Source organism: Kitasatospora sp. NPDC092286, from assembly GCF_044755565.1.
In the GTDB taxonomy this organism is placed as follows: Bacteria; Actinomycetota; Actinomycetes; order Streptomycetales; family Streptomycetaceae; genus Kitasatospora.
Genome location: NZ_JBIVRD010000009.1, coordinates 90556 through 110996 on the forward strand (window position 1 = coordinate 90556; position 20441 = coordinate 110996).

The window sequence follows — 20441 nt, forward strand, 5'->3', positions numbered from 1 at the left end:
GAGCCGGGCCGGGCGCGTCAGACGACGCGCGCGAGCCCGCCGAACTCGATCCACTCCAGGGTCTCCTGCCGGGCGGGGGCCTGGGCATCGGGGTGCCAGTCGGTGACGTCCATCAGGCCGGGGGGCTCGACAACGAGCCTGTCGATGTCGAAGAAGTCGTGGACGTCGGCTTCCGTGCGCACGCGCCCCCACTTGCCACCGGTCTGCTGCTGCATCAGCCCCGTCACTGCGTCGCGGACCGCGGCGTCGTCGCTGACCAACTGGCAGACCACCACGACGCTGCCGGGGACCAGCAGGTCCACCGTGCGCTCGATGATCGCCTTCGGGTCGCCGTTGCCCCGGTCGGGAACGCAGTGGAGCACGGAGACGAAGAGAGCAGCAACCGGCTCAGTCAGGTCGATCCGCCCCTTGAGGCCGGCCACGATCGCGGGCGTGTCCGCCATGTCGGCGTTGAGGATCACCGCGTTCGGGCTCTCGTCCAGCACCGCCCGGCCGTAGCCGAGGACCATCGGATCGTTGTCGACGTAGACCACTCGCGCGTCCGGATGGACGGACTCGGCGACCTCGTGGACGTTGCTCTGGGTTGGCAGGCCCGAGCCGTGGTCGATGAACTGCCTGATCCCGTAGTGCCGGGCGATGTGTCTGACCACCCTTATCAGGAAGCTGCGGTTGTTGAGCGCCAGTTCGCGACTGCTCGGCGCGGTCTTCAGCAACTCGTCGACCGCCGCACGGTCGGACGGGTAGTTGCGATTTCCTCCGAGCAGGAAGTCATACATCCGAGCCGCGCTTGGCCTGACCCTGTCAATGGGCTCCTGCCAATCGGCTTCGTTCCGGTTCACCCGCTACCCCCTGCGTGATGCGAACTTAGGCGCCGCCGAGCAATTGTGACGTCGCGTCATACTAGGGCGCGTTCCGAAGTGCCGAAACCACACGCGAGGGTGAAGGTGGCGAAAGCATGGCGAAGTGCCCGGCCGACCAGGGGCGTAGGTGGTCGGCCAGGCTCGCTCGGGAACGTATGTCGGATTGTCAGGCGCCTCCGGCCTCGGCCCGCCCGCCACGCCAGCGGCGTGCAGCCTTCAACTGGACATGGACGGCGGGTTCGTCCAGCCCCATCAACGCGGCCGCGGCAGCCGGCTCCAGGCCGAGGAGGTCGTGCAGCAGCGCGGCGTCGGCCGCCTGGTCGGGCATGACACGGTGCAGGCGGTCCGGGGGCACGGTCGGCGCGAGTGTGCGCGCCGCAGTGACGGCTTCGCACAGTGCGCGCCAGGTGAACGCCGCAGGATCGTCACGCAGCGCCCGCTCCCAGTTCGCCTCCGTCCGCCGCAGAACGAGCACGACGACCCGCTCGGCGAGACCGGTATCACCCAGACGCGCTCGCGCGTACATCTTGTAGTGGCCGTGGTTCAGTTCGACGAAGGCGGCGTAGCAGAGGCATATAGCCACCAGTGCTCCGTTCGGCGTCGATGTCGGGAGGGATGTGTCCTGCCGCATGCAGAGGGGCAGAAGGCGCGCACGTCGGCGCGTGGAAGGAGGACACGCGGGGGCGCGACGGCGCATGCTGCGGCGCGTGGAAGCGCGATACGCGGCGGTCGGTCCGGGTGCCCACCGGCACCCGGACCGACCTGCGTCGGGCTCAGAACCGGCGGAAGCGAACCCACTCGAAGCCGGTGCTGCGGCACATCCTCAGCACACCAAGGATCAGCACCGCGCGCGTCCACTCCGCCTCGGTGGGCGACACGACCGCCCACACGAGCACCAACGGGGCGAGGACCGCGTGCAGCTGCACCGCACCGCGGGAGGCAGACGCTCCGCGCAATCCCGCGAAGGCACCGTCGCCCCTGCTAGCGTGGGCGAACACCTCGGGCAGAGCCCGTCCGAAAGCGGGTCGGTCATACATAGGTAGGCGTTACCTCCATGGCTGGCCTGACAGCCTCGTCCGGTGCTGAAGACACCGGGCGGGGCGACCCCGGAGCGGGGTGGGCCGATGCGAAGAACGTAGCGCGCCCGACGGTCCCCGGTCGCCCTGGAAGGCGCCACGCAATCCTCCCCGTTTTCACCGAACACACTGACGCCGAACAGAGAGCCGAATCGGCGTCACGGCGATCAAAGGCGTTCAGAAGAGGGCGCCCTCTCGAAGCTCGGTTCGGTACCGCACACACACTCGGGACTGGTCACAGTTCCCCGGTTCCACGGTCCTCTTCATCAGGGCGCAGCCCGAAGGCGCGGGTGCAGCGGGGGTGGGAGATCGGCCACTCGGCGGCGTCTTCAACGGTGCGCAGGGTGCGGGTGGCCTTGTCGGGGTCGGGGTGGCTGGTCCAGCCGCAGTCGTAGCCGTCGAAGACCTCAACGTGGGTGATGCCGTACTCGCGGGCGACGGCGAGGGTGCCGGTGTTGGTGGCGACGGCGGCCCGGGTGCGGAGTGCGGCTTCGGCCCACGCCTGGACGGGCATGCGGGTGCCGGTGCGGTAGATGACTCGGTCGAGGCGGTAGGTCGCGGCGAGGCGGTCGGCGAGGGCTTGGGCGGCGGCCCGGGTGCCGCCTGGGTCGACGTTGAGGAGCGGCAGGTCGTGTCGGGCTGCTGCGCGGGCGGCGCGGTAGAACGCTCCGGAGGTGCGGACGGTCTCCTGGGCGCGCCGGAGGAGATCGCTGTAGGTGTCGGCGGTGAGGGCCCTCAGGGTGTCCTGGTGGGTGGGTGTCCACTCGAAGGTGCGGCCGATGCCGGCGGTGGCTGCGCGGGCGGCTTCCTCGTAGAGGCGGGCGACCTCGCGGTGCGCGAAGTCGCCGATCACCGCGTCCACGGTGTGGTGGAAGCTGCGGATCGCGTCGGCGAACGCGGCGAGGGCTGACGCGAGACGGGCGGTACGGCGGCCTATTGCGAGGGCGGCGAGAACGGCGGCTTGCGCGTCGGCGAGCGGCTGCCAGGCCGCGCCGAGGTCTTCGGCGGCCTGCTCGGCGTCGGCTTCGGGGATGTCGCTCATCGGGTGCGGCGGGCCGGGGTCAGGACGCTCATGTCGAACTGGAGGGCGGTGTCGCCGCCGGGGACGGTCTCGTCGGGCCCCAGCGTGTCGTGGAGTTCGGCGAGTTGGCGTTCCAGGCCGGTGAGGTTGGCGCTGCGGTCCATGGTGACGACGCCGTCGACCACCAGCCGGAGGGGGTCAGCGAGGAGGGCGGCGCGGCGTTCGGCGAGGACTTCGAGGGCGACGGCGCGGGCGGTGCCGAGGCGGGCGTGGCGTTCGGTGAGGTCAGCGGTGTCGGTGGTGGGGCCGAGCTGGGCGCGGAGCCAGGCCAGGGCTGCGGGGTCCACGGGCGGGCTCCGTTTCGTCGGTCAGACGGGACCGGCGCCCGCAGCGTGATGGCTGGGCGCCGGTCGCCGAGTCGGGGTCAGCGGGTCGGGTGGGTGGGCAGGGTGATCTCCCACCGGGTGCGCGGGATCTGCTCGGTCCCGTGGCTGGTGCGGGGGCGGGAGGGGGTGTCCCAGCCCGGCCGGGCGCGGCAGTCGGCGGCGTTGCGCCACCCTGCCGCCCGGAGGCTGGCGCCGCTCTCGCCCTGCTGGGTGTAGGTGATCGCCCGCCGGTAGCCCAGGGCCCGGGCGGCGCGCCACACTGCCCCGTAGAGGAACGAGCAGGCGTTCGGGTGGCCTGGGGTGGCGAGGCGGGTGACCTCGACGGTGAGGCCGTCGTCCATGGCCCTGGCGACGGGACGGCCGACGATGGCGACGCCGACCAGATCACCGGCGGCCACCGCGCCCAGCGAGAACTTGTGGCCTTGCGGGGCGCGGTGGCTGCGGTGGATCTGATTGACGTAGTCGCTGGCGGTACTGAACGGCAGCGGCACGATCGCCATCCGGCCGGTCGGCGGGTCAGCGGACGGCACGGCTACTCCGTCGCGGTCGCCCGGGTCTTGCGGGTGCGGGCCGCCTTGGAAGCCGGCGGGCCGTCCGCGTCGGGGGCGGGGTCGTCCTCCTCGTCGTCGGCCGGGCCGTCCTCGCTGTCGGCCGGGCCGTCGTCGCCAGTTTCCGGGTCCGGGTCGTCCCCGTCGTCGGGGTGCCAGGCGCCTGGGTGGGTGATCAGCTCGGCGAGTTCCCGGACGGGGATCTCGTCGGGCAGCAGCACGAGGCGGTCCCCGGTGGCGGGGTCCTCCAGGTGGACGGCGAAGGCGAGTCGGCGTGCCATCACAGCACCTTGGCCACGATGTGGCAGTCCGGGGTGTGGAGGACGGGCATGGCGACGGCAGCTCCCTTGGTCCAGATCTGGACCGGGTCGTCCTGGACACCGCGGGTGAGGATGATGCCGGGGGCGTCCTCCTTCACGATCTCCGGGTTGGTGCCGCGCGCGAGGACCAGGGCTTCGGCGGTGACGCCGTAGATGGTCTGGCCCCACTTGGCGCGGTCCGGCGGCAGCATGATCCACCGGTCGTCCGGGAGGACCTTGGTCGCCGTCCCGTCCACGTTGACCTGGGCCTTGTAGAGGGTGACCGGCGGCAGGCCGTAGTCGTTGCGGACGGCGTTGACCTCGGCGACGGTGAGGGTGCGGGTCGGGGTGTTGGAGGGGTTGACGCTCCGGTAGTAGGCGGCCCGGTAGGCGTTGTTGCGGGCGAGGTGGCTGAACGCCCGCTTGGAGGTGATGACGAGTTCGGGTTCGGGTGCGCCGAGGTCGTCCAGGTACTGGAGCCAGCCGAGTTCGTCGGCGAGCGGGTCCGAGGTCGGATCGCTCCACGGCTTCGGCGCGACCGGCATGTTGCCGGCCGGGACGCCGAAGTCCACCTCGATGCTCAGCCCGTTCTCGGTGGCCGCGTCGAGCGTGAAGCGGCCGTCCACCAGCACGTCACCCGCGGCGAGTTCGAGCCGCGAGCGGATCGCCTCGATGTGCCGCTCGGCGTCGTCGAACAGCAGCTCCAGCAGCCGGTCCTGGTCGGCGCCGTGCGCCTGCTCCAGGAGGATCTGCTGCTGCTCCCCCACGATCAACTTCTGGCCCAGGGCGGGCAGCAGCCCTTCGCGGGTCGTCTCCCACGCGGTCCGCTCGGCGAACGCCACGCTGGAGTCGTAGGCGCGGTACTTGGCGGTGTTGACCCGGCGGCCGGTGCTGCGGATCCGCCACTTCACCTCGGGGACGACCGACGCCGGGAACACCGTGCTGGTGAGGAGGAAATCCGCCGGGGTGGGGATGGCGCGGGCGAACGTGGTGAGATCGGCGGCGCTGACGCCCTTGATGAGGTCCTGGAGGGACATGTCAGGCCCCCCAGCGGATCAGGGCGCCGGCGGGCGACGCCGTGATCTTGGTGGTGTCGATCCCGCCGGGGATCTTGGAGGCGCGGGCGGAGCCGTGCCACAGCAGCGCGCAGGGGATCTTCGGCTGGCCCGGCGCGAACAGGGCCTCGTCAAGCACCAGGCCCACGAGGACCTGGCGGCCGTCTGCGGCGGCCGGGTCGTACGGCCCGTACAGGCCGGACGCGGTGATCTTGCCGAGAGGGACGCCGGACAGGACGCGGCTGTAGGGCTGGGCGGGGTCGGTGGACGCGACGTAGTGGGTGCCGGCGACGAGCTTCGACGCGTCGATGGTGACGGTCTCGGTCTGGTCGGTGCCGTGGAGGCTGGCGAGCCACGGTCGGCCGTGGGCGTAGTTCGCCGTGGTGGTGATCGGCTGGACGGTCAAGGGGTGTGATCGCCTTCTGGAGCTGGCGGTCACGCACTCACCTGCTGGTGGTGCCGTCCACGTCGGAGGGGAGGGGCGTGGTCCCCTGGTCCCGGTTCACTGCCGGGTCAGACGATCAAGGTGTCCGGTCAGGACGTGAGGTAGCCGCGCCGCTTGGCCATCTCGGTGCCGAAGGAGCTGGTAGCGGGGGCCTGGCCGCGCGGCGGCGGCCCTCCGGCCGGGGAACCGCTCGGCGCGGGCGGGGTGGCGGGCGGCACGGCCGGGCCGAACAGCTCCGGGCGGCGGTCGGCGAGGGCCTTCGCCGCGTCGGCCACGGCCTGCTGGTCGGCGTCGTCGGGTACGTCGAGGAGACGGATCGCGTCGTCCAGGTTGTCACCGGCCGCGCCGAGGCGGCTCAGCGCGGCGTGACGGACGGCCTGCTGGAGACGCTGGAGGGCCTGCTGCTCCCGCTGGACGGCGACCTGCTCGCGCTGGGCTGCGGCCTGCTCGCGGCGTTCGACCTCGGTGAGGGCGGCCTGCTCGGCGGTGCGCTGCGCCTCCACCCACGCCTGGAGTGCGGCTCCGTCGGCGAAGCCGAGGTCGGTGACGAGCTTGCGGACGCCGGCGCGGGAGCCCTGGTCCTTCTCGCGGGCGAGGAGCCGCGCAAGGGTGTCCTGCGTGATGAGGGCGCTGCCGGGGTCGGTGGCGGCCGGGGTCTGCGGTGCGGCCGGGTCACCGGCGGGCGGGGCGGCCTGGGGCAGGGGGGCAGTCATCGGATTCCTCCGCAACAGCGAGCGCCCCCGCGCCAGTGATCAGTGTAGCTACTCCTCCGTTCGGGGCGCGGAGATCAGGATCTCCGGAACTGCGCGACGAGCCATCCCGCCGGTCAGGTCCCTGGAACGGTCAAGCTGGCCGACGACGCCTCAGCACTCACACGCTCACACTCCATGAGACCCCGCGCGGGACCTCGTGCCGACCTCATCCGGACCGTTGCTGCTCCGCTTCATCAAGCTCATCCACGTAGTGTGGACGTTGCGGCATGAGCTTGACCTTCTTCCGCGCGTGGCTGTTGAGCACCTCGTGAATCTCTTGATCCAGATCCGCCCACATCGCGGCGAGATCGTCAGAGGCCGGTTTCAGGTCCGTGAACGCGGCGGGGACGGGCATACCCATGGTCGTAGAAGCACTCCACACGGCCGCGTTCATGATCTGGTCCGCCATCCGTGTGACACGAGTTGGGGATTCGGCCGCAAAGCACAGCCGCGCATAGCTGGCTTCCATGGCCGCATCGCCAACAGCCTGAAAAGCACGCTTTCCTTCGTCGACTCCGACTCGTTGCTGCTTCGCCGTGCTGAATGCATGAGCGGCATCGACCCACATGTCGATGAACGCTCGGAACTTCTGGTAGGCCGCCAAGAGGTCGATGTGGTCGGGATGCGCGGCAAGCGCATACGGGGAGAACGGGCTCAATCTCGCCTTGTAGTGGAGCATGGACTTCCGGTCGATGTCACCCCGGTGGAACAGCCTGTGGCAGGTCGGGCAAAGGGCGATCAGGTTCTCGAACTCGTGCCGCTGCACCTTGGCCCAAGGCCGGATATGGGCAATATCGAGGACGGGCATGCGGCAATGCGGGATAGCACATCGATGACCGGCTTCGACTCTGACTCTGCGGTCCAACTCTCGGGGAATCGCGGGGCGGTCGTCAGGCATGCCCACCATGGTAGAGCGGCCTGCTGACACAGCGCCCTGCCCTGCCGGTCGGTACACCTACCCGCCTGATCAGGGGACGGAAGCAAAGACATAGGGCGTTGCCATAACGGCCCGGACAGCCGTTCGGGGCCACCTGGAACACCGTGTTCGGAGAAAGGGTCGTGGCCGCGTCCGGTCGGGGCTTCGGTCTCACCGGTCGATGGAGGCCACCCCCGCCGTGTCCTGTCGACGGGGCCAGTCCTCCCGAAGTGGGTTCCCCCGGGGGAACCCATAGAAGTCGGCACAGCGGGTTCCCCTGGCGGAACCCTGTGGGTTCCCCTCGCGCAACCCATGGGTTCCCCCGGGGGAACCCCTTTCTTTCCTTTGTTCCTACTTACTTCCTACCTTTCCCCCCAACCCCCCACCGCTGTCGCCGCAGGGGGCCAGGAGGTCCCGGTCGCCACGGAAGGATCACCCCCGGACACCACATCCCCCACAGGGGCCCAGAGGGCCCCTGAGAGGCCACCCGGGCCTTGCGGGGTGATCTTCTACCGGTCGGCCTTCTGGAGCGGCGCAGGGGGGATTGTGGGCCCTCCGGCGGGCAGTCCGAGGTAGGCCCTGACTGCGGCGATGTCGCCGGTGGCATCGGCGAGGCGGGCAGCCGCGTCGAACGCCCGGGACTGGATGCGCTGCACCTCCTCCGGGATGTCCGTGATCGGGTACCCGGCGTCGGCGAGCATCCGCACGCACGTCTCCAGGGAGAACACCCCGGCCTGGTAGCCCTTCGCGGCCTGCTCCAGGGCTTCCGCCTTGTCGGTGGGCACGTGCGGGCCCCAGACGAGCTGACCGGCAGGAAGTTCCCCGCCCGGCCAGCCGACCTGCCCGGCCTGGTGGAGGCGGCCGACCATGCGCAGCAGGATCTCGTACTTGTGGGCGCGGGCGAGACGCATCTCCCCCACCAGGGCATCCAGCGGGCCCAGCGCGAGGGCCAGCGCGTACCCGGACGGCACCTCGGACGGCTGGACCGTACCGAGACCGGACGCGGTCAACCGGGAGTTGCCCGCGAGCCGGTCGAGGAGGTGATCGGTGCGCTCGCGCAGCTCCCGCAGCTGCGGAGACGTGTCCAGGGTCGACATCGAGCCGCCCTCGTTCAGGGACCACACCGTGCCGGCCTCGACGCGCAGCGGCACCGCCGCACCGGTCGTCCGGTCCTTCGGTAGCCGCACCCCGGACAGGGCGATGATCGGCGTGCCGGTCGTCCCGGACGCGGCGGAGGAGTCCGTGTCGGTCGCGGCGACCTCGTCAAGGACCTGCATCACCCGGGAGATCACTGGCTGCCCCCAGTGCTCGCCCACGTCCGGGATGCTGTTGGTGAGGTGCACGACCGGGAGGAAGTCGATCTGCAGGTCCAGCGCCTGGAGGACCTGTCCGTCCCGCCGGACCCGGTAGGTCGCCTTGTCGGCGGGCAGCGCGTACACGTTGTGCGCGGCCTTGAGGTCTTCGAGCAGCCACTCCGCGTCGGTGAGATAGCAGGTGACACCGGTCGGACGGTCCGGCGCCCACGGGTAGACGCGGGTCACCAGCCCCGTCGCCGGGTCCGTCCGGTCACCGGCCAGCAGCACCCGCTCCCCGTCCGGCCCGGCCGCCCACTCCCGGTAGGGGCTGCCCTTCTCCGGGACCACCGGCACGGTCGCACCACCGATCGGACCCAGCTCGTAGGTGATCCGGCGCAGCCTCGCCTTCTGCCCGGTGACGGGGTCCTCCGGCAGCTCCCACGCGAAGTGCACCCGGGCAGGGAACTGCGCCGAGTCAACCTCGTCCTCGGTCCACTCGGGGAAGAAGAACCCGGGGTCCATCGTCCGCAGGACCGGCCGGGCAGCCTGCGCGTCCCAGGCGAGAGTGAACACGCCGTCGCCGTAGCGCACCGCGGACCGCTCGGCCTGCTGCATCCTCATCGGCAGCAACTCCTTGCGGGCCCACGCCCGGAGCCGGTCCTGCACGTCCCGGGCAAGAGCGGCCTCCGGGGTCGGCTTCCCGCCGTCGCCCTCCGCCCCGGGCACGACGATGCTCTGCGATGCGCCGAGGAGGTAGTTCAGCGCAGCCGAGTTGAGCTTCGCCGGGTCGCCCAGCTCCCGCCGGTCCTGGCCGGACTCGTCGCCGGCCGCGTACGCGAGCTGCCCGGCCTGGTTGTGGTCGTACGCGACGAGGAGCTTGTACGCCTGGAGGCGCCGCAGGTCCTCCGGCGGCACCCAACCGGAGGCGAGGTCTCCGAACGGTCCGATGCCCCGCCTCGGCGGGGTGGCCATGACCGGCTTGTAGTTCAGCCACGACCAGCCGTCGATGATCAGCTCGCGCAGGCCCACGATGCTGCCCTCCCAGGCAACCAGGCCCCACGCCACCGCTCAGCCTACGGGGCAGATCAAGTCGCTTCCGTCAGCCCGCTGCGGCTGCCACCATCAGCTCACCGACAGAAGGGGAACGCGATGGGACGCCTGGACTTCGACGGCTACTCGCTCAACATCAGACCGCAGCGGCGGGTGGTCAGCTTCCTGCCCGGCTTCGGCACCCACCGCCTGACCGTCCACCTGGAATGCGCCGCGACCGGCACCTGGCCCGAGGACGCGGCGCACTCCGTGACCGGGTCGCTGTGGGCCACCGACCTTCCGGGGCACACCGGCTGGCTGGGCCACCTGATACAGGGATGGCCGCTGAACGCAGCGGACTCCGCCATCACCATGGGGCCGGAGGTCTCGCTGACCGATGCACAGCTCGCCGCCCTGGAGCAGGCCCGCAGCGGTGCGGACCTTCGGCTGCGCCTCGACCTAGTGGTCACCGCGCTCGCCCCCACCGGCAAGTGGCCGGCACGCAACCTCCAGGAGCAGATAGACATCCCGGACTCGGAGTGGTCCAAGGAGATCACCGAGATCGGGCACGGGGCGTTCGTCACCGTGCTGGTCCCCATCACCGACAACGAGGACCGGGCGACCGCCGCGCGCCGCCTGCGCGAGGCACAGACCGCCATCCGCGCCGGCGACTTCGAGGCGGCCGTCGCCAAGGCCCGGACCGCGCTCGACGCCGTCCGCCCGCCTGGCCATCAGGCCGCATACTCCCAGGCCGTCGGCAAGAAGGCGAAGGAGCGCACCCAGGAAGAGCGGTGGACGATGCTCCTCCAGGCCGCGTACGACCTCTTCGGCGGCGCGCACCACGACGACCCCGGCACCACCGAGCACTTCACGTGGAGCAGGGCCGACGCCGTCACTGCCATCGCCACCACGGCCGGGCTCCTCAGCCGCCTGGACGAACGCCCGTAGCCGCCTCGCGCTACGCCGGGATGCGGCAGCCCTCGTCGAAGCCGTCCCGGTCGACCATGACCTTCTGCGCCGGGGCGAACTTCGCCCACTCGGCGTCGCACAGCTCCGGATCGCCCTGTCGGTCACCGCGCTGCACGATGGCGAGCTGCGCGTACCGGCCGACCACCTTGGAGGCGCCCTTGTTGCGCTCGCGGTCGCCGAGCCACCTTCCGGCCCACTCCGGGCTGCCCTCGACCGCCGACACCGTTGGCGACGGCACCGCGGCCGCCGTCGGCCCGCCGCTCTTCGACGTGCAGGCCGACAGACCCGCGACCAGCACGATCGACACCACGGCAGCAGCCTGCCGCATCCCACCCACGTTCATGATCGGAGAAGATAGCAGCGCCCACGAACAACCCTGTCCGACGGCCCGCACCGGTCATCCGGCCAGGTCGGCGCGGCCTTCCCGGGCCTGGTCGCCGCTCTCCGCGATCTCGGCCCACAGCCCGGCCGGGTACAGGTCGAGCTGGAGGGCGATCTCCAGGCCGACGATGGTCGACAGGCCGGGCAAGGCCTGTCCGGCCAGCAGGTCGTTGAGCGTCGTGTGCTTCACGCCCGCCTTCTCGGCGGTGTACCTCGCCGACCACGACCGGGCCTCCATCGCGGCTCGGACCTTGAGCACGAAGGCATACCCAACGACCGCCTCCGGCGGAGCGTCCGCAGTCAGCTTGACGTCCGGCCACTCCCCCTCCGCGACGAACGATCGTGGCACCTGATGGTTGCGTGGCACCGCGGCTCCTGGCTTCCGGGGATGTGACCGCCTCATCCTGCCCCGTTTCGGATGATCTTGCTTGCGCGAACACCACTGGAAGGTTTACCTTCCATTCGTGGCGCACTCTCGCGCCACCCGGGCGGGGTGTCCGCCGGCACGCCCGAGCTGTGTCGTGGCCAGCGGGCTTCACCGGTGGGGTCGGCGGACATCCCGAGCGGCACCAGGCCGAGGGGGCGCTGTGGCATCGCCGAAGTTCTTCGCCGGCGTCGACTGGTCGGAGCACCTCAACGATCTCGCCGTGGTCGACCGGTCCGGCGAAGTCGTCGCCAGCACACGGTTCGAGGCGACTCCCGCCGGAGTCCGCGACGCCCTCGCAGTGCTCTCCGGCCTACGGACCAGTCACACCTTCTCGCGCCGATCGGTGCCGGTCGCGGTCGAGGCCAGCCGCGGCCTGCTCGTCACCGCGCTGCGCCGCCACGGCCAGACCGTGATCCCGATCCACCCGTCCACCGTCGCCCGATACCGGGGCCGTCTCAACCCCGGCAACCGGAAGAAGTCCGACGCCGGGGACGCCGCGCTCCTCGCCAACATCCTGCGCACCGACGGCCACGCCCACCGCCCGCTGCACACCAACTCCGACGACGCCGACGCGGTCGGCGCCCTGACCCGCGCCCAGCTCCGAGCCACCCGGACCCGCCAGTACCACTACCTCCAGCTGCGCTCACAACTGCTGGCAGTGCACCCGGCCGCCGTGACCGCCTGGGCGCACCTCGACGGCCGCCTGGTCCGCCCCGAGGCACGGGAGGTGATCGCCCTCGCCCCGACCAGCGGCCAAGCCGCCCGCCTCACCCGCAGACAGATCCGCGCAGCACTCGAACGCGCCGGCCGGACCCGGCTCCTCGACTCCGAGACGGACCGCCTGTTCGCCCAGTTCCGCGAGCCGGTCCTGCACAACCGCCCGGCAGTGGAAAACGCCCTCGGGCAAGAAGTCCTCACCACCCTGCGATTCCTCGGCGAAGCTTGCCAGAGCATTGCCGAACTCACCGACGCAGCAGGCGACTTGTTCGAGCAGCACCCGCAGAGCCGGATCTACCGCTCGTTCCCCGGCGTCGGCCTGCTCACCGGCGCGCGCCTGCTCGGCGAACTCGGAGACGACCCGAACCGGTTCGCCACGGCCAAGGGCTTGGCCGCCTACGCCGGGGCCCGCCCGTTCACCTGGGCGAGCGGCACATCCCGCACCGTCCTGCACCGCAGGGTCGCGGCGAACAAGCGCCTGGCCGCCTACGGACACCTGTGGGCTTTCACCACGCTCACGAAATCCCCGGAGTGCCGGGCCCACTACGACCGACGGCGAGCCGCCGGCGACCGGCACAACGCCGCCCTGCGGCGCCTGTTCGGGAAGCTGATCGCCTCCCTGCACCACTGTCTCCTCCACGACGAACTGTTCGACCCGGCGGCGTGGCCGCGAGCACCCGACACCACGGCTGCCTGAACCCTCGGGTTGGCGGACGGGCGGCCGGGCCGGAGCAACGCCTGAAGATTCACCCCGGGCCGCGAGCCCCGATGCGGGAACGGTGCCGCGCACGGCCGCCTCTCCGCCCACCCGAAAGCCCACCGCCCCGAGCCGAAGCAAGCCCACTTCACGACCCTGCGGAAGGACCAGCACCGATGCGCGGCATCCTCGACGAGACGTACCTCAACACCCTCTGCGACCACCTACGCAGCACGCCGCCCACTGGCGGTGACTGGGTGACGCACGCCCGCGCGTGGGCGGCCCCGCCCGGTGGCGGGCACCCGGGCGCAGCCCTCAGGATCGCCGCCAGCACCCGAGTCCTGTACGAGGTCGCCGGGGACGCCGGGCTGCCTCTCCCTCTGGGATACGGTCCGGCGTCCCGCTACCAGGCCATCGCGCAGGACAACGCACTGGCGGTCACCCTCGCCGTGTTCGCGGTGATGACCGGCACCGCACCCGACGGGCAGGCCCACACCCCGCAAGGCCCCAGCATCGGCACGGTGATCGGCGGCCTGCCCCGCCGCGGGAACGCCCAAGCGATCACCGCGAAGGCAACGCTGCGGGCGATCGAGACGGTCAGCCGGCAGGCGATGTCCCGGCTCGTCCACGACGCCGAACGGGCCCGGGGCTCGGCGGTCGACCTGCGCACCGTCGCCGCACTGGCGTTCTTCGTCGCCGGGAGCAACCGGCCGCAGCAGCTCACGACGAACCCGACCGGGCACTGGCCGAACGCCCTTGACGGGCGGCCGTCGTGGACACCAGTGCACGAGGTCAGCGGAGACTTCGCCACCGCGATGGCCACGTAGGCGCCCAGCCACTGTTCCGGATCTGCGAAGCCCAGCTCAGGAGACGAGGACCATCGGGGCGAAGGGGTCCGACCAGCCCTCCACGCGGACGGTGTATCCGAAGCCGACCAGGGCACTCACGACGGCGGCGGTGAGCGCGTGCGCGGCGAGCTGGATGATCGCGAGCTCGTCCTCCTCGTAGGGGGCGACGGCGGCAGGCCCTACGCGCTTCTGCTCGGGCCGGTCCCAGCAGAGGATCAGGTGCGAGTCGCCGAGATCGGCGCCCATCCCGCCGGGGTGTGTGTCGCGGCCGTCCCCGCGCTTCGAGTCCAGGTACATCGGGATGCCGATCTTGGCAAGGTCGGCCTTCACCCTCGCGGTGAGGTCGACGAGCGGGTGCCCGTCCAGGGCACACAGGTCGGCAGGCAGGAGTGTCATGGCCCGACCGTAGCCAGCCGGCGATTCCCGCACGGGGCGTTGACCGGAAGTGTTCGAGACCGCCCGTCCAAGATCGGAACCGGTCTCGACCCTCCGGTGCGGGTGGCCTCCGACCCGTGGTCGGAGGCCACCCGCACCGGACCCGTCAGCGCCTGCCGCGAAGTCGGCCGTCGTCCATACCCTGCGACAGAGCATCGAGCCCGGCGCCGGCCAGTTCCGTCAGGCCGTGCACTGCGGCATCCATCCTGTCCGGGCTGTCCATCCCGGGGACCCAGGTGGCCATCTGCCCTTCCAGCTCCGGGTAGTGGCCGACATGGTGGACACGGCCCTGCTCGTACAGCTGCGCCACCGGCTCGGCCCGCAACCGTTTGCCGACCTTCGCGTTGACCTCCACGATCATCGGCATCAGCTGCCCTCGGGCCTCACCGTCCCGGGCGAGCTGGTCCCACGCCTGCGTCAGGACCTGCTTGGCCATGTTCCCGCCGTAGTTGGCCTCCACCACGATGGCGTCCGCCCGCAGGCTGAGCGCCAACCTGCACGCGGTGAGGCCCCAGTCGTTCGCCCCGAGCGTGCCGGACTCGTCCGCGACGACGTACAGCTGCTCGTGGTAGTCGGAGGCGAGCCCGATGATGCCGGTCTCGTCGTTGACGGCGGAGTCGCCGCCGGACGGGTCGACCGCGACGACGACCCGGGCCATCTCGGCGCCGGCGAACTCCACCGGCGTCACCCGGGCCCGGTCGATCCAGGCCCGCTGCCACACCCCGCCCTCGACCGGGCGGGGCTTCTGCATGAACAGGCTCCACCAGACGCGCTCGCCGACCGCACGCCGGATACCGGCCAGCGCCTTGTGCCCGTAGCGGGCAGGCCACAGCGGCTGGCCGACCTTCCGGCCGAGCGCGTCGTCCGGGCTGTCCGCGATGGCGGGCAGGTCAATGATCGTCCAGTCGTCGGCGGTCTCCCCGGCGAGGATCCGCCCAGCAAGGTCGTCTTCGTGCCACCTCGTCTGGATGACGATGACCGACCCGCCGGGCTCCACCCGGGTCAACAGGACGGCCTGCCACCACTCCCACAACTTCCTTCGCTGCGTGGGTGATTGGGCTTCTGCGTCGTCCTTGATCGGGTCGTCGACGATGGCCAGGTTCGCGCCCTTGCCGGTGAGGCCGCCGCCGACACCGGCTGCGAAAAGGCCGCCCTCCCGGCCTGCGATGTCGAACCGGTGCGCGGCCTTCGACCCCGGGTGGAGGGTGATGCCGAGCTGTTCACCCCACTCGGTGATCGCATCGCGGATCCACCGGCCGTGGTCGTCCGCCAGGTCGGAGCTGTAGGACGCGATCATGACCCGGTGGTCCGGCCGCTGGAGGAGGTACCACAACGGCGCCCACCGGGCGGCCCGGCGGCTCTTGCCGTGCCGGGGCGGCATCGTCAGCAGCAGCCGAACCGTCTCCCCGGCGGCGATCCGCCGGAAGGCGTCGTCGATCAGGTCCAGGTGCGCGGCTTGCATCTCCCGGCCGTCGGTCAGGACCGCGGCGAGCGACCCGGGCGAGTGCCGCAGCGCCATGTCCCGTTCGACCTTGGCCAACCTGGTGCGCAGCGCGGGCGACGCCTGCTCGGCAATCGCCCGGCGCCGCTCCGCCGGCAGCCGCCGGTACTGCTCGACCAGGTCGTCCGTCGCGCTCACGCGCCGTCCCGGACCACGGCCGGGTCGGTGAGCGCGATCAGCGCCGCCAGCTCGTGACCGGTGGCGTCCGCCGCAAGCTCGATCGGACCGCCGTCCTGCCCGGTGACCTCCGTCTTCGCCGGCTGGTCGAGCCCGAGCAGCCGCGCCCGGCGCTCCATGATCCGAAGCGCCCGGTCGATCGCCGGAAGATCGCCGTCCTTCACCGCCTTGCGGTAGGCAACGAGGAACATCCGGTCCAGGCGGGCGTCCTCCAACGCCCGAAGCTCCTCGACCGCCGCCTGCGACCCGGCGATCCGGTGTTCGAGGGCCTGCGTCACGTCCCGGTTGACGGAGCGGATCAGCGTCTCGTCGTCCGGGGCGGGGCGGCCCTTCAAATGCAGCTCGTGGCCGTACCCGAGCGGGTACGCGATCCGGTCGGAGTTGATGGTGGGGTCGGCGGCGAGCTTCCGGCCGACCGTCAGCGGGTCGGCGCCGGCGAGGCGCAGTTCAACGGCGTCTGCCCGCCGCCGGGCGATGGCGGCGCGCTGGGCCCGGGTGGGGCGGGGCATGGGCGCAGGTCCTTCGGGTGCGCCCCCGCGCCAACACCCATGATCCCCTACCTCCGGACCGGCAGGCGGCGGGCGGTCCGTCGCCGCAGGCGAGCACTGCGGCGGACCAGCCACGAGGCGCGGGAATACGCGCCGCCGCTTGTACGCTGCGCTAGTCGACCTGGATGCAGGGCACCCATCAGGGTAGGTTTAGCCTTGATTTGCGGCTAAGCCTGATCTAGGCTAGGGTTCGAGCATGGAGGAGGTCCAGCGAATGAATGAATTCATCAAGCCCGGCGAAGTCGTCACCAGGCAGCAGGTGCACGCCGCGTTCGGTGGGCGCCTCCAGGGCGCAATCTCTCCGACCAAGGATCGCCGCGTCATCGTCTTCCTCCCCCCGCGTCCGCTCGCGGCTGCCCCGACCGGCCTCGCGTCCGACGGCACACTTCACTTTCAGGGAGAGGGCCTCGAAGGCGATCAGCAGATGACTCAGGGCAACAAGGCCCTCCTCCAGCACAAGGAGGACGGCCGAAGCGTCCATGTGTTCCAGGCGGTCGGCCGTGTTCCGGGAGCCAAAACGCTCACCTTCCGGTATATCGGCCAGTTCGAGGTCGACGACGCCCAGCCGTATTTCCACCAGGACGAGGAAGACCGGCACGGCCTTGCCCGCCGCGTCATCATCTTCCGACTTCGTCCCCTCGACGGCACGGTCCCCTTCGCCGAGGACCTTGTCCCGCCTCCTTCCGGCCGCACCATCACAATCACACCGCGCCCCCGGACCGTCGAGGTGGAGGCAGCTTCGCCTCAGCGCCTCTACACCTCCTCGGTGCCATCCCTTCGACGTGACACTGCCACTCGCGGGCGGGCGCTTGTTGGGGCCTTCACCTCCCACCTTCACGACCTCGGCCACACGACTGGCCGCATGGCCGTGACCTTGCCGGACGGCTCCGACCGACTCCTGGTGGATCTGTTCGACAGGACCACTGGGACGATCTACGAGGTAAAGACGTCCGCCTCACGCGCCTCCATCCGCACAGCCATCGGCAGCCTGATGGATCTCCGCTGGCGGTCGGGCGGCTCCGCCGGCATCGGCATCATCCTGCCGTCGGAGCCCTACGACGACATCCTCGCCCTTTGCTCCAGCCTGGACATCGAGGTCGTCTGGCCCGACTCGACGGGCCACTTCGCCTCCAGCCGCGGTGCCTGGACTCCTGGCCCAGATCTCGACTTCCCGGACATCGAGATCACCTTGCCCGACTCACCTGAGGGCATCCCCCCCAGGCGCGAGACCCGGGCCCTCACTCCCAGGCCGAACACCGAGCCGGGCACCGGGGCCGCCTAGAGCGAGTCACCAGGTCACTCCAGCAACAGCTGAGGCCGAGGGTCGCCACCCTCGGCCTCAGATCACATCCAGCTACTCGCGCGGTTTCTCAGGCTCCGCGAGTGCTGCTCGCCGCCCATCTCACTGAACAGGAGCACCCCCAGTATGTCCGACCACTTCTGCCTGCGGAAACCCCAGGCCAGGTGGCACTAGAGGCATCTCGCACACGCCACCGAGCCAGCACCGGCCCGGATACCCGACAGCACCGTGTGCGCACAGGCACCGCCGGCCGCCAGCCGGACGAGCCGACAACAACTCCACCATCCCGGTGGAGTCTCACAACCCTGGGGGTTCCGACGTGATCCACGTCGTCCATTCGCTCATCACCGACGAGAACGCTTGGAAGGTGCTCGGGCTCGCCCTGGGCGTCTTCCTGGACCTGCTGCGCCAGGTCCTCGACCAGCGCCGGACCCGGCGCGACCAGCCTCCGGGCAGCGCCACGGCGCCGACCGCGATCACCCCGCCGTCACCCCTCTACCCGTCGCGCCGCGTCGGCGAACTGCACCGTGCCGTCGATCGCCACCGGCGCGGCACCCCGACGACCGGCAAGTCCACCACCATGGTCCGCGTCATCGCGGTGACCTGGCCGGCGGCCACCGCGAGCCGCCGTACGCGGAACCGCCGCAGGCCGGGCACCCGCCGGTCGTAGTAGCTGCCGATCCGCTGGGCAGCCCGGCCGCCGCCGGGCTGCCCAGCGCCCGGCTGCGGCCGGGCGGCTTGTGCCGGGCGATCGGATCAGGTTCCGAGGATTCCACCGAGCACCTCGCCGAGCAGGCGTGCAACCAAGCGCGCGGCAACCGAGCCGCGCACCCCAGGCCCCTCTGCTACCGATCGCGCCGGCGGCGAGCGGCGCAGCGCGGGCGGCCGCACTCGGGGGCGACCGGTGGCACGCGTCTGGCGGGGGTGCCGCTCCCTGCTCATGGACTTCCGCCTCTCTCCTGGGTCGCCGGGCTGCGACCTGCTGAGAGGACTGTGCCGGACCAACGGGGAGAAGCGCGGGAGTCCCGCACAGCCTGTGGATAAGTCGGGGACTACGGCAGTTGGTCACCCCAACGGCCGACTCCACCGCGCGCTCTCAGAGACGACTCCACCAACTTGGTAGACGGTATGCAGCCGTTGGGCGCGGCCTTCGTCGGGCAGCAGCGCAGGGTGGAAGACGATCGGGTCAGCAAGGACTCGTAGCTCAGCGGGAGCACTCTTTTGCCAGGTCGGCCCGTAGGCGGCAGCCAAGTCCCTTCGGAAGCAGCACCAGAGGGCGTGCCAACCGCAGGCTTCCAAGTAGCTGAGGTGATGATCGAGTATCCACAGGGTGACCCGCCTCATCATGAGCGGGGCGAGGATGAACTTCACCAGGCTGGGCAGCCGGTGGGCTTCAGTGCTCACTTCCGCCTCAGCTCGCCTGCCGACGGTCACCCTGCCGGCACCAGGATCTTGCGCCGGGGAAGGACCCGCCCCAGCCACGCCGGGTCGGCGCCCGCGGCTTCCAGGTCTGCCCGGACTTCGGGCTCGTCATCATTCCGGGGGCGTCCGGTGCGGAAGCGAATCTCAAGGACCCCTGGCCGGTCCTGGTGGTGGAACTCGAACGTGCACTGCCGTTCGAAGTCGGGGTGCGGCCGTCCACCGGCGTCGGGCCGCCTGCTGTGGCAGTCGCAGTGCTGCTTCAGGACGACGAGTGGCGGACCCCACAGCGGCTTCCGGAACAGGGCGGCGAACTCGTCGTGGGCCGGGCGGGTCCCGTAGAGGTGCCGCAGCTCCCAGACCATGGTCTGGTGCCCGGCCTGCCAGTAGCGCGTGCAGAAGGCGTTGGAGGTGGTGTGCCACATGCCGATGCGCCGCAGGATGCCGGAGGTGAGCAAGCTCATTCCGGCCTCGTGCTCCCCGAACTTGGGGTGCCGGGCGTGGAAGGCGTGCTCGGCCTCTCCGTACCGCTGCCGGTCCCACAGCGGCGTGGAGCCGGCGGCGCTGACGGCCTTGTGGTGCTCGGCCACAAGCTGCTTCCAGTGAGCAGCAGTTGGCCCGACAAGGGTGAGGTGAGCGGCGGGGGCCTGGACCAGCCTCAGGTGGATTCCCCTGCTGTCGATGTGGCTGACTCGCAGGCCACAGACACCAGCTAGTTCGCCGTCGTCGACGCCGAAGGGCAGGAGGCGGCACAGCGCCTCCTCCGCGAAGTCGTACCTCTTGCCCCGCGTGCCAATGGCGCACTTGTCAAGGAAAACCTCGGTACGGCCGTCCAGCACGCGGGTGGCTCGGATCGAGACTGGGTGTTGGGCGTAGGCGGCGCCACCGCGAACCTCGGACAGGAAGAGATGCTCGATGAGGGCCTGGTCCGCGTTCGCCTCTTCGATCCCGGGTGAGCGATCTCGGGCGGTTCGGGCGATGTACCAGACGGAGTCACCCGTGTAGAGGTGCCGCAGGCGCTGGTCAGCGTGGGATTCCACAGAAAGTCCGTTCTCGTGCAGCCGCCGACCTCGGAGCACGACAACTAGGCGTGTGCAACGAGAGGTTGAGATGATCGAGCTGCGGGCTGCCGAGCTGGCTTGGTCCGTCGCAGTCACCGGCAGGTCGGCTCCGGTGGGACGGATGGATCTCCCGCTGAGACCTGACGGAAGCGTGCCTGAGCGTGGCGACCGACCTCAAGCTCCTCCCCCGCTGACCGCCCGGTGTCCACCCGTTCAGACGTATCGAGCCCTCCGGCGGGCTACACGACCCGAGGCACAGCAGCAAAATGCGGTTGCCCG

At 70.9% G+C, this 20441-nt stretch carries 23 protein-coding genes; 5 read left to right on the forward strand and 18 right to left on the reverse strand.

What is annotated here, in order from left to right:
• Positions 1-17 precede the first annotated feature (17 nt).
• The 12 genes from ACIQIB_RS11460 to ACIQIB_RS11515 all read right to left on the reverse strand — a co-directional run bounded on the left by ACIQIB_RS11460 (position 18) and on the right by ACIQIB_RS11515 (position 9718).
• Positions 18-839, reverse strand: coding sequence for an SAM-dependent methyltransferase (locus tag ACIQIB_RS11460; protein ID WP_400757670.1), 822 nt, complete (start codon positions 837-839; stop codon positions 18-20).
• A 187-nt stretch (positions 840-1026) separates the two neighbouring features.
• Positions 1027-1491 (reverse strand): hypothetical protein, encoded by a 465-nt coding sequence (locus ACIQIB_RS11465; RefSeq protein WP_400757671.1) that lies wholly within the window; start codon positions 1489-1491, stop codon positions 1027-1029.
• Positions 1492-1633: 142 nt separating this feature from the next.
• Positions 1634-1786 (reverse strand): hypothetical protein, encoded by a 153-nt coding sequence (locus tag ACIQIB_RS11470; RefSeq protein ID WP_400757672.1) that lies wholly within the window; start codon positions 1784-1786, stop codon positions 1634-1636.
• A 385-nt stretch (positions 1787-2171) separates the two neighbouring features.
• Positions 2172-2978 carry a hypothetical protein gene (locus tag ACIQIB_RS11475; RefSeq protein WP_400757673.1) on the reverse strand — a complete coding sequence of 269 codons (807 nt, stop codon included), beginning with the start codon at positions 2976-2978 and terminating at the stop codon, positions 2172-2174.
• Entirely contained in the window at positions 2975-3304 is a 330-nt protein-coding gene (locus tag ACIQIB_RS11480; protein WP_400757674.1) for a hypothetical protein, read from the reverse strand. The genes ACIQIB_RS11475 and ACIQIB_RS11480 overlap by 4 nt, the downstream gene beginning before the upstream one ends.
• A 77-nt stretch (positions 3305-3381) precedes the next feature.
• Positions 3382-3843: an XF1762 family protein gene (locus tag ACIQIB_RS11485; protein WP_400757746.1), complete on the reverse strand. Its 462-nt coding sequence runs from the start codon at positions 3841-3843 to the stop codon at positions 3382-3384.
• A gap of 32 nt (positions 3844-3875) precedes the next feature.
• On the reverse strand, positions 3876-4172 hold the full coding sequence (locus ACIQIB_RS11490) for a hypothetical protein (RefSeq protein WP_400757675.1): 297 nt from the start codon (positions 4170-4172) through the stop codon (positions 3876-3878).
• Positions 4172-5227: a major capsid protein gene (locus ACIQIB_RS11495; protein WP_400757676.1), complete on the reverse strand. Its 1056-nt coding sequence runs from the start codon at positions 5225-5227 to the stop codon at positions 4172-4174. The genes ACIQIB_RS11490 and ACIQIB_RS11495 overlap by 1 nt, the downstream gene beginning before the upstream one ends.
• A gap of 1 nt (position 5228) precedes the next feature.
• Complete coding sequence (locus ACIQIB_RS11500) at positions 5229-5651, reverse strand: head decoration protein (protein WP_400757677.1); 423 nt, start codon at positions 5649-5651, stop codon at positions 5229-5231.
• A gap of 128 nt (positions 5652-5779) precedes the next feature.
• Positions 5780-6403, reverse strand: coding sequence for a hypothetical protein (locus ACIQIB_RS11505; RefSeq protein WP_400757678.1), 624 nt, complete (start codon positions 6401-6403; stop codon positions 5780-5782).
• A gap of 205 nt (positions 6404-6608) precedes the next feature.
• On the reverse strand, positions 6609-7349 hold the full coding sequence (locus ACIQIB_RS11510; RefSeq protein WP_400757679.1) for an HNH endonuclease: 741 nt from the start codon (positions 7347-7349) through the stop codon (positions 6609-6611).
• 518 nt (positions 7350-7867) lie between these two features.
• Positions 7868-9718, reverse strand: a complete 1851-nt coding sequence (locus ACIQIB_RS11515; protein WP_400757680.1) for a hypothetical protein — start codon at positions 9716-9718, stop codon at positions 7868-7870.
• A gap of 84 nt (positions 9719-9802) precedes the next feature.
• On the opposite strand from ACIQIB_RS11515, the gene ACIQIB_RS11520 reads away from it, so the two are divergent.
• Positions 9803-10630, forward strand: a complete 828-nt coding sequence (locus tag ACIQIB_RS11520; protein WP_400757681.1) for a hypothetical protein — start codon at positions 9803-9805, stop codon at positions 10628-10630.
• 10 nt (positions 10631-10640) lie between these two features.
• On the opposite strand, the gene ACIQIB_RS11525 is transcribed toward ACIQIB_RS11520, so the two are convergent.
• Entirely contained in the window at positions 10641-10994 is a 354-nt protein-coding gene (locus ACIQIB_RS11525) for a hypothetical protein (protein ID WP_400757682.1), read from the reverse strand.
• 54 nt (positions 10995-11048) lie between these two features.
• Positions 11049-11399 carry a helix-turn-helix domain-containing protein gene (locus ACIQIB_RS11530; protein ID WP_400757683.1) on the reverse strand — a complete coding sequence of 117 codons (351 nt, stop codon included), beginning with the start codon at positions 11397-11399 and terminating at the stop codon, positions 11049-11051.
• Between the two features lie 220 nt (positions 11400-11619).
• On the opposite strand from ACIQIB_RS11530, the gene ACIQIB_RS11535 reads away from it, so the two are divergent.
• Both ACIQIB_RS11535 and ACIQIB_RS11540 read left to right on the forward strand, forming a co-directional pair.
• Positions 11620-12873 (forward strand): IS110 family transposase, encoded by a 1254-nt coding sequence (locus ACIQIB_RS11535; protein ID WP_400757684.1) that lies wholly within the window; start codon positions 11620-11622, stop codon positions 12871-12873.
• Between the two features lie 176 nt (positions 12874-13049).
• Positions 13050-13700, forward strand: coding sequence for a hypothetical protein (locus ACIQIB_RS11540; RefSeq protein WP_400757685.1), 651 nt, complete (start codon positions 13050-13052; stop codon positions 13698-13700).
• 36 nt (positions 13701-13736) lie between these two features.
• On the opposite strand, the gene ACIQIB_RS11545 is transcribed toward ACIQIB_RS11540, so the two are convergent.
• The 3 genes from ACIQIB_RS11545 to ACIQIB_RS11555 form a co-directional block, all read right to left on the reverse strand.
• On the reverse strand, positions 13737-14117 hold the full coding sequence (locus ACIQIB_RS11545; protein WP_400757686.1) for a hypothetical protein: 381 nt from the start codon (positions 14115-14117) through the stop codon (positions 13737-13739).
• Between the two features lie 145 nt (positions 14118-14262).
• The gene (locus ACIQIB_RS11550) at positions 14263-15795 is read right to left on the reverse strand and encodes a terminase large subunit domain-containing protein (protein WP_400757687.1); all 1533 of its coding nucleotides are present in this window, start codon (positions 15793-15795) and stop codon (positions 14263-14265) included.
• Positions 15792-16343 carry a hypothetical protein gene (locus ACIQIB_RS11555; protein ID WP_400757688.1) on the reverse strand — a complete coding sequence of 184 codons (552 nt, stop codon included), beginning with the start codon at positions 16341-16343 and terminating at the stop codon, positions 15792-15794. The genes ACIQIB_RS11550 and ACIQIB_RS11555 overlap by 4 nt, the downstream gene beginning before the upstream one ends.
• Before the next feature lie 235 nt (positions 16344-16578).
• On the opposite strand from ACIQIB_RS11555, the gene ACIQIB_RS11560 reads away from it, so the two are divergent.
• Both ACIQIB_RS11560 and ACIQIB_RS11565 read left to right on the forward strand, forming a co-directional pair.
• Positions 16579-17664: a hypothetical protein gene (locus ACIQIB_RS11560; RefSeq protein ID WP_400757689.1), complete on the forward strand. Its 1086-nt coding sequence runs from the start codon at positions 16579-16581 to the stop codon at positions 17662-17664.
• Between the two features lie 337 nt (positions 17665-18001).
• On the forward strand, positions 18002-18352 hold the full coding sequence (locus ACIQIB_RS11565; protein ID WP_400757690.1) for a hypothetical protein: 351 nt from the start codon (positions 18002-18004) through the stop codon (positions 18350-18352).
• Between the two features lie 760 nt (positions 18353-19112).
• Here the strand turns inward: ACIQIB_RS11565 and ACIQIB_RS11570 are convergent.
• Positions 19113-20141 carry a hypothetical protein gene (locus tag ACIQIB_RS11570; protein WP_400757691.1) on the reverse strand — a complete coding sequence of 343 codons (1029 nt, stop codon included), beginning with the start codon at positions 20139-20141 and terminating at the stop codon, positions 19113-19115.
• Between the last annotated feature and the right edge of the window lie 300 nt (positions 20142-20441).